A 12,345-nucleotide genomic window follows, 5' to 3' on the forward strand; every position below is an offset into this window, starting at 1 on the left:
CGGCTCAGGCAGTACGAGACTTCTTCTCGTCGATGCCAGACACCCCCTCGCGACGCCGGAACTCGGCGAGGACATCGTCCACCGACAGACCGAAGTGCGTCAGCAGCACCAGCGAGTGGAACCAGAGGTCGGTCACTTCCCACACCACGTGGAGCATGTCCTTGTCCTTGGCGGCCATGATGGTCTCCGCCGCCTCCTCGGCCACCTTCTTGCAGATGGCGTCGGTACCCTTGGCATACAGACTGGACACGTAGGACGAATCGGGGTCAGCCTTCTTGCGCTCGGCCAGTGTGGCCGCCACGCGATGCAGCACTTCGATGTCGATCATTGGTAGATATCCTTCGGGTCTTTGAGAACCGGTTCGACGGCCTCCCAGCGGCCATCGGCGAAAAACTTCTGGAAGAAGCAGCTGTGACGACCGGTGTGACAGGCGATTCCGCCCACCTGTTCGATCTTCAGCAGCACGACGTCGTTATCACAATCGATACGGATGTCGAGCACCTTCTGCACATGGCCCGACTCCTCGCCCTTGTGCCACAGCTTACGCCGCGAACGTGACCAATAGACTGCCTCTCCGGTTTCGGCAGTGCGCTGCAGCGCGTCACGGTTCATCCACGCAAACATGAGCACATCGCCACTGGACGCCTCTTGTGCGATGACCGGCACCAGTCCGTTCTCATCCCACTTCACGTCGTTGAGCCAGCGGTTGTTATTGCTCACAGCCTTACCTCGATCCCATGTGAACGCATCAGTTCCTTCGCTTCGCGCACCGTGTGCTGGCCAAAGTGAAAGATGCTGGCAGCGAGCACCGCGTCGGCGCGGCCGGTGGACACGCCCTCTGACAGATGCTCGAGCGTACCGACACCACCGCTCGCAATCACCGGGATACGCACCGCGTCCGATACCGCCCGGGTCAGACCGAGGTCGAAGCCCGCCTTGGTGCCGTCGCGATCCATGCTGGTCAGCAGAATCTCGCCGGCGCCGAGCGCCTCGACACGTTGCGCCCACTCGATTGCGTCAAGCCCGGTGTTGTTGCGGCCACCATGCGTGAACACCTGCCACTTTCCCGGAGCCGTCTGCTTGGCATCGATGGCAACGACGATGCACTGACTGCCGACCTTGCTGCTGGCGTCATGCACCACCTGAGGATTGTTCACCGCAGCGGTATTGATGCTGACCTTGTCGGCCCCCGCATTGAGCAGGCGCCGCACATCGTCGACCGTACGCACGCCGCCGCCAACCGTCAGCGGGATGAAGACCTGATCCGCGACCTGTTCGACCACGTGCAGAATGATATCGCGGGCATCCGAGCTCGCCGTGATGTCGAGAAACGTGATCTCGTCCGCACCCTGCTCGTCGTAACGCTTGGCGATCTCGACCGGATCCCCCGCGTCACGCAGTTCGACGAAATTGACGCCCTTGACCACGCGGCCGGCACTGACGTCGAGACAGGGAATGATGCGTTTTGCGAGCATTCAGTCGGCCTGGCCGTTGAGTTCGTCCGCACGGGCCTGCCCGGCGGCAAAATCGAGCGTGCCTTCGTAGATGGCGCGACCGGTAATCGCCCCCATCACGCCTTCCTCCTCGACGGCACACAGCGCATCGATATCCGACAGCGCAGCCACGCCACCGCTGGCAATCACGGGAATCCGCAGCGCCTGTGCCAAGCGCACAGTGGCCTCGATATTGACGCCGGACAGCATGCCGTCACGACCGATATCGGTATAGATGACGGACTCGACGCCGTAGTCTTCGAACTTCTTTGCCAAGTCGATCACGTCGTGCCCGGTCAGCTTGGACCAGCCATCGACAGCCACTTTGCCGTCCTTGGCGTCGAGACCGACAATGATGTGACCAGGGAAGGCGCTGCAGGCATCGTGCAGAAAGCCGGGGTTCTTCACCGCAGCGGTGCCGATGATGACGTAGCTGATGCCATTGTCGAGATACTGCTCGATGGTATCGAGGTCGCGGATTCCGCCCCCGAGTTGCACCGGAATGTCGTCCCCCACCTCATTGGTGATGGCGCGAATGGCGCCGCCATTTTTGGGTTTGCCGGCAAAGGCACCGTTCAGGTCGACAAGGTGCAGGCGACGTGCGCCCTGTTCGATCCAGTGCCGCGCCATGGCAGCGGGGTCTTCAGAGAATACGGTGGCATCGTCCATTTCGCCTTGTTTAAGGCGAACACAATGACCGTCCTTGAGATCGATGGCGGGAATGAGCAGCATACCGGAATAGAGACAGTGAATTGATGGATGACGGGTCGCAGGTCAGGGCGCCCAGCGAATGAAATTCGACAGCAGGCGCAAACCGGCCTGTGCGCTTTTCTCGGGATGAAACTGAACCGCAAAGATATTAGCCCGAGCCACCGCACTGGTAAAGCGCCGTCCGTACAGGGTTTCGGCAGCGGACACGGCGGGGTCTGACGGCGACACGTAATAGCTATGGACGAAATAGAAGCGCTCGCCGTCGGGGATACCTTCCCACAGCGCATGCTTGCCATCCTGCCAGACCTCGTTCCAACCCATGTGCGGCACCTTCAGTCGGGCACCATCCGCACAGAGCATGTCCGCATCGCGAAAACGCACGACCTCGCCCTCGAACACGCCAAGCCCGGGCACATTGCCCTCTTCACTGTGCTCGAACAGCATCTGCTGTCCGATGCAGATTCCGAGAAAGGGCTTGGTCGCAGCCGCCTCGAGCACTGCCGGACGCAGGCCGCGCAGATCAAGCTCGCGCATGCAGTCGGGCATCGCCCCCTGGCCGGGGAAAACGACGCGGTCAGCCGCAGCCACGACTGCAGGATCGCAGGTCACGTGAATGCGGTGGCCCGGCGCCACATGCTCAACAGCCTTGGCAACGGAGCGCAGATTGCCCATGCCGTAATCAATGATGGCCACGGTGGTCATCGTTTCAATGCTCGCGTAAAGGGATGAAAAAAGAATGCGTCAGAAAATCAGAGCGCGCCCTTGGTTGAGGGGATGGTACCTGCAGCGCGCTCATCGCGCTCGGCAGCCATCCGCAAAGCGCGGGCGAAAGCCTTGAAAATGGTTTCGCACTGGTGATGTGCATTGTCACCACGCAGATTGTCGATATGCAGCGTCAGACCTGCGTGATTGACGAAGCCCTGGAAGAACTCGCGAACCAGATCGACGTCGAAATTGCCGATCCGCGCCCGGGTGTAGGTCACGAAATAGTGCAGGCCGGGGCGACCCGAGAAATCAACGACGACCCGTGACATTGCTTCGTCAAGCGGCACGTAGGCATGTCCGTAGCGACGCACGCCTTTCTTGTCGCCAAGCGCCTTGGCAAAGGCCTGGCCGATCGTGATACCGACGTCTTCCACCGTATGGTGGTCGTCGATGTGGGTATCGCCCTGACAACGCACGTCCAGATCGATCAGCCCGTGGCGGACAATCTGGTCGAGCATGTGATCGAGAAAGGGAACCCCGGTTTCGAGTGTGCCCTTGCCCGTACCATCGAGATCGATGCGCACGGAAATCTTGGTTTCGAGGGTATCGCGAGTGACGTCGGCTTGCCGCATGGACATTAAGCTACTGCAGGTGGAGGCATGGAGAGCCATGATACCATCGCTCGACGAATTCCACCCGACCCCTCCTGCCCCGCGGAAAACCCACGCATGAGCCGTTTCTGGAGCGCCGTGACGCACGGCCTGACCCCCTATGTACCGGGCGAGCAGCCCAAGATTGAAAACCTGGTCAAGCTCAATACGAACGAGCATCCATATGGTCCCTCGCCGAGGGTGCTGGAGGCGATTCGCGAGGCGACGTCAGACACCCTCCGGCTCTACCCCGACCCCAATGCCGACCGGCTGAAAGCCGCACTCGCGGCACGCTACGGCGTTCGCCCCGAGCAGGTCTTCGTCGGCAACGGCTCGGACGAAGTGCTCGCGCATGCGTTCCAGGGTCTGCTCAAGCATGAGCTGCCGCTGTGGATGCCCGACATTTCCTACAGCTTCTACCCGGTCTATTGCGGGCTGTACGGCGTCGAGTCGCGGATCGTTCCGCTGACCGAAAGCCTGCAGATCGATCCGGCAGACTATCTTCCCGACGGTGAGCGCCGGGCAGGTGCGATCATTTTTCCGAACCCCAACGCGCCGACCGGCAGCGCGCTGCCGCTCGAGGCAATCGAGCGCGTCGTTGCAGGAAACCCGGACGCCGTCGTGCTGATCGACGAGGCTTATGTGGATTTCGGTGGTGAAAGCGCTATTGCGCTGGTAGACCGCTACCCCAACCTGCTGGTGTGCCAGACCTTCTCCAAGAGCCGGTCGCTGGCAGGCCTGCGGGTCGGCTTCGCGATCGGACATGCGGACCTGATTGCCGGACTGGAGCGGGTCAAGAACAGCTTCAACTCCTACCCGCTCGACCGACTCGCCCTTGCCGGGGCGGAAGCCTCGGTTGAAGACGACGCTTACTTCCTTGAGAGCTGCCGCAAGGTGATTGCCACGCGCGAGGCGCTGGTCGTCAGGATGCAGGCACTCGGCTTCGAGGTGCTGCCGTCAGCCGCCAACTTCATTTTCGCCCGCCATCCGCAACGCGACGGCGCCGAACTGGCCGCGGCCTTGCGCCAGCGCGCCATCATCGTGCGCCATTTCAAGGCCCCGCGCATCGATCAGTTCCTGCGCATCACGATTGGGACCGACGCACAGTGTGAAATGCTGGTCAGCGCGCTGGGAGAGATTCTCGCCGCCTGACATAACACGATGCCCCGGCGCGCTTCTCAAGCGCGCCGGGGCCTCGGGGCAGCGTCTGGCGAAAGCCGGAAGATCAAACCTTCAGCCGCATCTCCGCCGAGCGCGCGTGAGCCTGCAGGCCCTCACCATGCGCGAGAATCGACGCAACCTTGCCCAGATGCTGGGCACCCGCCTCAGAGATGTGCACGATGCTGGTCCGCTTCTGGAAGTCATACACACCCAGCGGCGACGAAAAGCGCGCGCTGCGCATGGTCGGCAACACATGGTTGGGACCGGCACAGTAATCACCAAGCGCCTCGACCGCCCAGTGCCCGACGAAGATCGCCCCCGCATGGCGGATGTGATCAACCCACTGCTCGGCGTTGTCCATCGACAGCTCAAGGTGTTCCGGTGCGATGCGGTTGGCGATGGCACACGCCTGCTCGAGACTCTCGACGTGAATCAGCGCACCACGATTGGCCAGCGATTTTGCGATGGTCTCCTGTCGCGGCATCGTCGGCAGCAGGCGGTCGATCGCATCGTGCACCGCATCGATGAAGCCGGCGTCCGTGCACAACAGGATGGACTGGGCGAGTTCGTCGTGCTCGGCCTGGGCGAAGAGGTCCATCGCCACCCAGTCGGCGTGGCCACTGCCATCAGAGATGATCAGCACCTCTGACGGCCCGGCCACCATGTCGATGCCCACCGTACCGAACACCCGCCGCTTGGCCTCGGCAACAAAGGCATTGCCCGGTCCGACGATCTTGTCCACCTGGGGAATGGTCTGAGTGCCATAGGCAAGCGCAGCAACCGCTTGCGCACCGCCAATCGTGAACACCCGGTCCACGCCGGTAATCGCAGCGGCTGCCAGCACCAGCGGATTCTGCTCGCCGCCCGGCGTCGGCACGACCATGATCAGCTCGCCAACACCGGCCACCTTGGCCGGAATCGCATTCATCAGCACCGAACTGGGATACGAGGCCCGTCCACCCGGCACATACAGGCCGACGCGATCGAGGGGCGTCACCTTCTGCCCGAGGCGGGTTCCATCGGCCTCGGTGTACTCCCAGGAATCGGCCTTCTGGCGCTCGTGGTAGACACGCACGCGGTCGGCAGCCACGCGCAGCGCCTCGCGCTGCTCGACCGCCAGACCATCGAGCGCCGCATGCAGCGCAGACTTCGGCAGCTCAAGCGCCGCCATCGAGGCCACATCGAGGCGATCGAATCGTTTCGTGTACTCGATGACTGCTGCATCACCGGTCGCGCGCACCGCGCGCAGAATCTCGGTGACGGCTGCATCGATGCGATCGTCCGCAGATGCCTCGAACGCGAGCAGTGCATCGAGTACCGACAGGAATTCCGGCTCGCGCGCGTCGAGACGGCGAATGGGTGTCTGGCTCATGGCAGGCCTCAGGGTTTGACTGCGCCGGCGAAGGCGTCGAGCATCGGCTGGATAAGTTCGCGCTTGAGCTTGAGCGAAGCCTGATTGACGATCAGGCGCGAACTGATCGGCATGATGTCTTCGACTTCCTCGAGATTGTTGGCGCGCAGCGTGCCGCCGGTGGAGACCAGGTCGACGATGGCATCGGCCAGACCGACCAGCGGCGCCAGCTCCATCGAGCCGTAGAGCTTGATCAGATCGACGTGCATTCCCTTGCCGGCGAAATGCGCCTTGGCGGCATTGATGTACTTGGTGGCGACGCGGATACGACCGCCAGGACGGATTGCCGCCTCGTAGTCGAAGCCTTTCTGCACCGCCACACACAGGCGGCAGCGTGCGATGTTGAGATCGAGCGGCTGATAGAGCCCTGCTCCGCCATGCTCGATCAGCACGTCCTTGCCCGCGATGCCAAGATCGGCCGCGCCGTACTGGACATAGGTCGGTGTATCGGTCGCACGCACGATGACCAGACGCACATCAGGGCGGTTTGTGCCGATGATGAGCTTGCGCGAGCTTTCGGGATTGTCGGTCGGGACGATGCCGGCTGCTGCCAGCAGCGGCAGGGTTTCCTCGAAGATACGGCCCTTGGACAGGGCGAGGGTGATGCTGGACACGGTTCTGACCTTGCTGAATCGGGCCCGTATTGTAACCCGGCAGGGCTTCTGTTAGCCTCACACCAGATGGCTGAACCGCGACAGCGGCTCGGCCATTTTCTTTGTCTGCTCGACCATTTTCCTTTTTGTCATCAGGAAACGATCATCATGAAACCCGAGATCATCATCTCAACGCAGGACATGGACAGGCTCGAAGGCCTGCTGTCCGCCCCCTCCGCGCGCAGCAGAAGCGATCTCGATCCACTGCGTGCCGAACTCGATCGCGCCGATGTGCGCGAGACGGAAGACATGCCGGACGACGTCATCATGATGAACAGCCGCGCGCGCTTCCTGGAAGAAAACACTGGCCGCGAGTATGAACTCACGCTCACCTACCCGCGCGACGCCAGTGCCGAAACCAGCCACGTGTCCATCTTCTCGCCTGCGGGCAGCGCGCTGATCGGCCTCGCGACCGGTCAGAGCATCGACTGGACAACACCCGACGGGAAGCCGATCAGGCTGAAGGTACTGGCCGTAAAACAGGCCGCCGCAACGGCGCAACCGTAAGCGAAACAACCGGCGCGCCCTGACGGGCTGCGCCGGTGCGGGCGTCTTCAGTTCAGACGACGCACGCGCGCGCCGAGCGCCGCCAGCTTTTCCTCAAGTCGTTCGTAGCCGCGGTCGAGATGGTAGATGCGCTCGATCGTGGTCTCACCATCCGCTATCAGCCCGGCAATCACCAGACTGGCAGACGCACGCAGATCGGTCGCCATGACCGCAGCACCCTGCAGACGCTCGACCCCCTTGACCACCGCCGTATTGCCGTCGATGCGGATGTCTGCACCCAGACGCTGCAGCTCAACCGCATGCATGAAGCGGTTCTCGAAGATGGTTTCGCGGATCATCGCAACACCATCCGCCACGCAATTGAGCGCCATGAACTGCGCCTGCATGTCGGTGGGAAATGCGGGATAGGGCGAGGTCCGCAGGTTCACTGCCTGCAGGCGCTGAGGTGCCTTGAGGCGAATCGCATCGCGCTCGGTCTCGACCTCGCAACCAGCATCCATCAGCTTGTCGACGACGGCATCGAGGTAGGCCGCAGACGTCCCGGTCAGCCTGACATCACCGCCGGTTACTGCAGCCGCGCACAGATAGGTGCCGGTCTCGATGCGGTCGGGCATGATCCGGTGCGTCGCGCCATGCAGGCGCTCAACCCCCTGGATACGAATGACGTCGGTCCCTGCACCGGAGATGCGGGCCCCCATCGCCACAAGGCAGTTGGCGAGATCGACAATCTCCGGCTCGCGTGCCGCGTTCTCGATCACGGTCTCGCCATCAGCCAGGCAGGCCGCCATCATCAGGTTCTCGGTGCCGGTCACCGTCACCATGTCGGTGAACAGTCGTGCGCCCTTCAGGCGCGGCACTCGGGCATGCACGTAACCATGCTCAACCGTCACCTCGGCGCCCATCGCCTGCAGCCCCTTGATATGCTGATCCACCGGGCGTGCGCCGATGGCACAGCCGCCGGGCAGGCTGACACGCGCCTCGCCGCAGCGCGCCACCAGCGGCCCCAGCACGAGGATGGAGGCGCGCATGGTCTTCACCATCTCATAGGGTGCGACCGGATTGTTCAGGCCGGCAGCCTCCAGCGTCGCGGTGCCGCCATCGATGCTGACCTTCACCCCCATCTGCCCGAGCAGGTCGAGCAAGGTGCCGATGTCCTTGAGCTGCGGAACATTGGTAAAGGTGACAGGCTCCGCCGTCAGCAATGCCGCACACAGGATCGGCAGCGCCGCGTTCTTGGCACCGGAGATGGCTACTTCACCCGAGAGGCGGAAACCGCCTTCAATCAACAGCTTGTCCATGATCTTCGCTTACAGTCCCAACTCGACGCGCGCCTCGGCCCATTTGGCCGGGGTATAGGTTTGCAGCTGCAGGGCATGGATCTCGTTGCCCATCAGCTTGCCCAGCGTGGCGTAAACGGCCTGGTGCTGGCGCACCTTGAGCTGACCCTCGAAACTCGCGCTGACCACGATCCCGCTGAAATGCACACCATCATCACCGTCGATGAGAACGAATTCGCAGGGGAGACCCTGCTCGATCAACCGCTTGACTTCACTTGCCTCGAACATTTCCAGACTCCTCTCAGGCGCGCAACTTGTAGCCCCGTGCGAGCATCGCCAGGGTCAGTACCGCGACAAAAACAAAACACCCGCTCACCACACCGAGGCTGAGCCAGGGCGACACGTCGGACTGGCCGAAGAAGCCGTAGCGGAAGCCGTCGATCATGAAGAAGAACGGGTTGGCATGGGACACGTCCTGCCACAGCTGCGGCAGGGAATGAATCGAATAGAACACGCCCGACAGCATCGTGAGCGGCATGATCAGGAAGTTCTGAAACGCGGCAAGCTGATCGAACTTGTCCGCCCAGATGCCGGCAATGACGCCGAGCGAACTGAGAATGCCCCCGCCCAGCACGGCAAACACGATCACCCACAGGGGCGCGGCCATATGCAGTTCGACAAAGGGGATCGAGATCAGCAATACGCCGACGCCGACGAACAGACCACGAAAGGTCGAGGCGATCACGTAGGCCGCATAGAACTCACGATAGGACAGTGGCGGCAGCAGCACGAAGATGATGTTACCGGTGATTTTGCTCTGTATCAGCGAGGATGAACTGTTCGCGAAGGCGTTCTGCAACAGCGACATCATCACCAGACCGGGCACGAGAAAGGCGGTATAGGCGATATCGCCGTATACCGTGACGTGACGATCCAGCACATGGGAGAAGATGAGCAGGAAGAGCACGGCGTTGAGCACCGGCGCCATGACGGTCTGGAAGGCCACCTTGCGGAAGCGCAACACTTCCTTGTACAGCAGGGTGCGAAACCCCATCCACGGGGCGTCCTCACCAGACACGATCTGCTGCGGACGCTCAGACACGATGCATGACCTCAATGAAAACCCGTTCCAGATCCGGCTCGCCGAGATGCATCTCGGTCACGCCTGCATTGCCTTCGCGCAGACGGGCCAGCAGTTGTTCGACATCGGCGAAGGCATCGAAGGGAAACTCGATCCAGCCGCCCTCCACCGCATGTCCGCCAAGCACGAGCGCGACTTCCGGATGTGCGACCTTCACCCGCATGGTGTGCGTTGCAAAGCGATTGAGCAGGTTCTGCGTCGTATCGAGCGCGACCACCTTGCCCGCCTTGAGCATGGCGATGCGGCCACACAGGGTCTCGGCCTCTTCGAGATAGTGCGTGGTCAGCACGATGGTATGACCGTCCCGGTTGAGCTTGCGCACGAACTGCCACAAGCCCTGCCGCAGCTCGACATCGACGCCCGCGGTCGGCTCGTCGAGCACGATCACCGGCGGGCGATGAACCAGCGCCTGCGCCACCAGCACCCGGCGCTTCATGCCGCCGGACAGGGTCCGCATGTTGGAAGCCGCCTTGGCCGTCAGATCCAGGCTGGCGAGGATCTCGTCGATCCAGTCGTCGTTGTTGCGAATGCCGAAATAGCCGGACTGGATGCGCAACAACTCGCGCACGGTGAAGAAGGGATCGAAGACCAGTTCCTGCGGCACCACCCCGAGATTGCGCCTGGCCTTGCGATAGTCGCTCACGACGTCGTGGCCCATCACTTCAAGCTTGCCGCTATCCGCACGCACCAGGCCGGCCAGCGCGGAAATCAGTGTTGTTTTGCCGGCGCCGTTTGGCCCCAGCAAGCCGAAGAACTCGCCCTGACGGATTTCAAGGTCGACGCCGCCCAGCGCCTGCAGGCGCCCGTATTGCTTGGTCACGGCGGAAATCCGGATTGCGGGAACAGTCGTCGTCATGCTCAACCGGCAATCGGCAGGACTTCGTCCAGACCATAGAGTTCACTCAGGCTTTTCAGCCCGTCAGGCATACCGGTGACACTCAATGTGTCGCCGCGCGCCTTCAGCCGGCGCGACCATTCCAGAAGCAGCGCCAGCGCAGCCGAGTCGGCCTCGACAACGGCCGCGAGGTCTACGACGCAATTGCCCTCAGGAAGGGCACGATCGACCAGTCCGGCGATTGTCCGCATGGTGAGCACCCCCTCCATGCGGACAACGGTTGCTTCTGCCATCAACTGCCCGCCTGTGCGCTCACGAGCGAGCTGTTCTTAGACTCCAGCGAACGAATCAGGCCATCAATGCCGTTGCTGCGCACCTCGGAGCCAAAGCTGCCCCGATAGTTGGTCACCAGGCTCACGCCGGCCACGACCACGTCGAATACCTTCCAGCCTGTGCTGGTCTTTTCCAGCATGTAGTCGATGCCGATGGGCTGAGCCCCCGGCTGACGCACCTCGGTGCGCACCTGGACCGTCGTGTCGGCCACGCCCATGCGGGTGGGCTTGAAATCGATGACCTGCTCACGATACTGGGTCAGTGCATTCGAGTAGGTCCGCACCAGCAGGGTCTTGAATGCTTCGGTCAGACGGTCCTGCTGAACCGGCGTGGCGCTGCGCCAGTCGCGACCGACCGCCAGCATGGTCATGCGGCGAAAGTTGAAGTGGGGCAGCACCCGCTCCTCCACCAGACCAAGCGCCCGCGTGGTATCACCCGACTGAATGGCCTTGTCTTCGCGCACGATCGTCAGTACGTCGTTGGTCACCGAGCGCACCAGCACATCGGGCGGGGTCTTCTCGTCAATCGCAAACGCGGCAGGCGCAGCGGTCGCGAACATCAACAGGAAGCAGCACAAAATTCTCTTCATCATTCTCACCAGTTCAGTTGAAATGCCCGTCAGTTCGGGCATTCAGCGCAAAATCACCGACACCGAGCAGTTCCAGGTCTTCCACTGCAACCGCTGCGAGTTCGTCTGCAGCCCTGCCCAGCGGCAGGCTGTCACCGTCTACACGGCTGAAATCTTCGTACACCCGTGGCGGGTTGCCATCGAAAACTTTGTAACGGCGCTGTTCAAGATAGAAGTCGCGCACATAGCTGTACTTGTCGAGCGTGCCTTCTTCCAGGGTCTTGTCCACACCGAGGAGATTTGCGCGCGTGTTCAGGAGACGCACACCGGTCATCGTATTGCGCGTCGGGATGTGGCCAACGGACGACACGGGATCGACCGACATATCGACCGGAAGCATTGCTGCGTCACGCAAGGTGCGCGGACCGAAGAAAGGCAGCACGATGTACGCACCGTCACCGACGCCCCAGCGGCCGAGCGTCTGACCAAAGTCCTCGTCATGCTTGGCAAAGCCCATCTCTGTCGCAATATCGAGCACACCGGCAATACCGAATGTCGAGTTGAACAGGAAGCGCATCATGTCACTCAGCGCATCTGCGAACTTGCCCTGAAGCAGGTTGTTGACGCCGATCCAGGGGTCGCCGAGGTTGCCGAACACGTTGCTCACGCCCGTGCGGACCGGCGACGGCAATACCGCATCGTAGGCCTGGGCGGCCGGCTTGATCACAGCCTTGTCCAGCCCTTCGTTGAATGAAAACATGGCCCGGTTGTAGCCTTCGAGCGGATCCTGAGGATCCGATGCCGTCGTCGCACAACCGCTACCCAGCAACACGGTTGCCGCCAGGACCAGCACACGCACGCCGCTTCGGAGGGGACGCATTGTTGCGTTCATTTCGGTTT

The 12,345-nt window shown here is 62.1% G+C and carries 17 protein-coding genes; 2 read left to right on the forward strand and 15 right to left on the reverse strand.

The window, feature by feature from the left end:
• Window positions 1–4 precede the first annotated feature (4 nt).
• From CEW87_RS01925 to hisB, 6 genes are read right to left on the reverse strand one after another with little or no spacing between them, the layout of a single operon-like run.
• The gene (locus CEW87_RS01925) at window positions 5–328 is read right to left on the reverse strand and encodes a phosphoribosyl-ATP diphosphatase (protein ID WP_108971224.1); all 324 of its coding nucleotides are present in this window, start codon (window positions 326–328) and stop codon (window positions 5–7) included.
• Window positions 325–720, reverse strand: coding sequence for a phosphoribosyl-AMP cyclohydrolase (hisI, locus tag CEW87_RS01930; protein WP_108949348.1), 396 nt, complete (start codon window positions 718–720; stop codon window positions 325–327). Before hisI ends, CEW87_RS01925 begins: the two co-directional genes overlap by 4 nt.
• Window positions 717–1,475: an imidazole glycerol phosphate synthase subunit HisF gene (gene hisF, locus CEW87_RS01935; protein ID WP_108971225.1), complete on the reverse strand. Its 759-nt coding sequence runs from the start codon at window positions 1,473–1,475 to the stop codon at window positions 717–719. The genes hisI and hisF overlap by 4 nt, the downstream gene beginning before the upstream one ends.
• The gene (gene hisA / locus CEW87_RS01940; protein WP_108949350.1) at window positions 1,476–2,225 is read right to left on the reverse strand and encodes a 1-(5-phosphoribosyl)-5-[(5-phosphoribosylamino)methylideneamino]imidazole-4-carboxamide isomerase; all 750 of its coding nucleotides are present in this window, start codon (window positions 2,223–2,225) and stop codon (window positions 1,476–1,478) included. It lies immediately after the preceding gene.
• 42 nt (window positions 2,226–2,267) lie between these two features.
• Complete coding sequence (gene hisH, locus CEW87_RS01945; RefSeq protein WP_108971226.1) at window positions 2,268–2,906, reverse strand: imidazole glycerol phosphate synthase subunit HisH; 639 nt, start codon at window positions 2,904–2,906, stop codon at window positions 2,268–2,270.
• 47 nt (window positions 2,907–2,953) lie between these two features.
• Complete coding sequence (gene hisB / locus CEW87_RS01950; RefSeq protein ID WP_108976864.1) at window positions 2,954–3,541, reverse strand: imidazoleglycerol-phosphate dehydratase HisB; 588 nt, start codon at window positions 3,539–3,541, stop codon at window positions 2,954–2,956.
• A 96-nt stretch (window positions 3,542–3,637) separates the two neighbouring features.
• Here hisB and hisC point away from each other — a divergent pair, with 96 nt between their 5' ends.
• Entirely contained in the window at window positions 3,638–4,711 is a 1,074-nt protein-coding gene (hisC, locus tag CEW87_RS01955; protein ID WP_108971227.1) for a histidinol-phosphate transaminase, read from the forward strand.
• Window positions 4,712–4,784: 73 nt separating this feature from the next.
• On the opposite strand, the gene hisD is transcribed toward hisC, so the two are convergent.
• The gene (hisD, locus tag CEW87_RS01960) at window positions 4,785–6,092 is read right to left on the reverse strand and encodes a histidinol dehydrogenase (RefSeq protein WP_108949353.1); all 1,308 of its coding nucleotides are present in this window, start codon (window positions 6,090–6,092) and stop codon (window positions 4,785–4,787) included.
• An 8-nt stretch (window positions 6,093–6,100) separates the two neighbouring features.
• A complete protein-coding gene (hisG, locus tag CEW87_RS01965; RefSeq protein ID WP_108949354.1) occupies window positions 6,101–6,745 on the reverse strand; it encodes an ATP phosphoribosyltransferase in 645 nt (214 codons plus the stop codon).
• Window positions 6,746–6,892: 147 nt separating this feature from the next.
• On the opposite strand from hisG, the gene rnk reads away from it, so the two are divergent.
• Complete coding sequence (gene rnk, locus CEW87_RS01970) at window positions 6,893–7,291, forward strand: nucleoside diphosphate kinase regulator (RefSeq protein ID WP_108971228.1); 399 nt, start codon at window positions 6,893–6,895, stop codon at window positions 7,289–7,291.
• 47 nt (window positions 7,292–7,338) lie between these two features.
• Here the strand turns inward: rnk and murA are convergent, their stop codons facing one another.
• The 7 genes from murA to CEW87_RS02005 are packed head-to-tail and all read right to left on the reverse strand — an operon-like array spanning window position 7,339 to window position 12,337.
• Complete coding sequence (gene murA, locus CEW87_RS01975; protein ID WP_108971229.1) at window positions 7,339–8,589, reverse strand: UDP-N-acetylglucosamine 1-carboxyvinyltransferase; 1,251 nt, start codon at window positions 8,587–8,589, stop codon at window positions 7,339–7,341.
• A gap of 9 nt (window positions 8,590–8,598) precedes the next feature.
• On the reverse strand, window positions 8,599–8,856 hold the full coding sequence (locus CEW87_RS01980) for a BolA family protein (protein ID WP_108949356.1): 258 nt from the start codon (window positions 8,854–8,856) through the stop codon (window positions 8,599–8,601).
• Between the two features lie 13 nt (window positions 8,857–8,869).
• Window positions 8,870–9,622, reverse strand: a complete 753-nt coding sequence (locus CEW87_RS01985; RefSeq protein WP_108949357.1) for an ABC transporter permease — start codon at window positions 9,620–9,622, stop codon at window positions 8,870–8,872.
• A 40-nt stretch (window positions 9,623–9,662) separates the two neighbouring features.
• Entirely contained in the window at window positions 9,663–10,565 is a 903-nt protein-coding gene (locus CEW87_RS01990; RefSeq protein ID WP_108971230.1) for an ABC transporter ATP-binding protein, read from the reverse strand.
• A gap of 2 nt (window positions 10,566–10,567) precedes the next feature.
• Window positions 10,568–10,837, reverse strand: coding sequence for an STAS domain-containing protein (locus CEW87_RS01995; RefSeq protein ID WP_108971231.1), 270 nt, complete (start codon window positions 10,835–10,837; stop codon window positions 10,568–10,570).
• Complete coding sequence (locus tag CEW87_RS02000; RefSeq protein WP_108971232.1) at window positions 10,837–11,469, reverse strand: MlaC/ttg2D family ABC transporter substrate-binding protein; 633 nt, start codon at window positions 11,467–11,469, stop codon at window positions 10,837–10,839. Before CEW87_RS02000 ends, CEW87_RS01995 begins: the two co-directional genes overlap by 1 nt.
• 10 nt (window positions 11,470–11,479) lie before the next feature.
• Window positions 11,480–12,337: a VacJ family lipoprotein gene (locus tag CEW87_RS02005; RefSeq protein WP_108971233.1), complete on the reverse strand. Its 858-nt coding sequence runs from the start codon at window positions 12,335–12,337 to the stop codon at window positions 11,480–11,482.
• Between the last annotated feature and the right edge of the window lie 8 nt (window positions 12,338–12,345).

It is taken from the genome of Parazoarcus communis (assembly GCF_003111665.1).
Lineage (GTDB): Bacteria > Pseudomonadota > Gammaproteobacteria > Burkholderiales > Rhodocyclaceae > Parazoarcus > Parazoarcus communis_B.

Bases quoted from the DNA above. Each gene is read 5' to 3' on its own strand.
- CEW87_RS01925 (WP_108971224.1), bottom strand. From the start codon at position 328: ATGATCGACATCGAAGTGCTGCATCGCGTGGCGGCCACACTGGCCGAG.
- hisF (WP_108971225.1), bottom strand. From the start codon at position 1,475: ATGCTCGCAAAACGCATCATTCCCTGTCTCGACGTCAGTGCCGGCCGC.
- hisA (WP_108949350.1), bottom strand. From the start codon at position 2,225: ATGCTGCTCATTCCCGCCATCGATCTCAAGGACGGTCATTGTGTTCGC.
- hisH (WP_108971226.1), bottom strand. From the start codon at position 2,906: ATGACCACCGTGGCCATCATTGATTACGGCATGGGCAATCTGCGCTCC.
- hisB (WP_108976864.1), bottom strand. From the start codon at position 3,541: ATGCGGCAAGCCGACGTCACTCGCGATACCCTCGAAACCAAGATTTCC.
- hisC (WP_108971227.1), top strand. From the start codon at position 3,638: ATGAGCCGTTTCTGGAGCGCCGTGACGCACGGCCTGACCCCCTATGTA.
- hisD (WP_108949353.1), bottom strand. From the start codon at position 6,092: ATGAGCCAGACACCCATTCGCCGTCTCGACGCGCGCGAGCCGGAATTC.
- rnk (WP_108971228.1), top strand. From the start codon at position 6,893: ATGAAACCCGAGATCATCATCTCAACGCAGGACATGGACAGGCTCGAA.
- murA (WP_108971229.1), bottom strand. From the start codon at position 8,589: ATGGACAAGCTGTTGATTGAAGGCGGTTTCCGCCTCTCGGGTGAAGTA.
- CEW87_RS01980 (WP_108949356.1), bottom strand. From the start codon at position 8,856: ATGTTCGAGGCAAGTGAAGTCAAGCGGTTGATCGAGCAGGGTCTCCCC.
- CEW87_RS01985 (WP_108949357.1), bottom strand. From the start codon at position 9,622: ATGGGGTTTCGCACCCTGCTGTACAAGGAAGTGTTGCGCTTCCGCAAG.
- CEW87_RS01990 (WP_108971230.1), bottom strand. From the start codon at position 10,565: ATGACGACGACTGTTCCCGCAATCCGGATTTCCGCCGTGACCAAGCAA.
- CEW87_RS01995 (WP_108971231.1), bottom strand. From the start codon at position 10,837: ATGGCAGAAGCAACCGTTGTCCGCATGGAGGGGGTGCTCACCATGCGG.
- CEW87_RS02000 (WP_108971232.1), bottom strand. From the start codon at position 11,469: ATGATGAAGAGAATTTTGTGCTGCTTCCTGTTGATGTTCGCGACCGCT.
- CEW87_RS02005 (WP_108971233.1), bottom strand. From the start codon at position 12,337: ATGAACGCAACAATGCGTCCCCTCCGAAGCGGCGTGCGTGTGCTGGTC.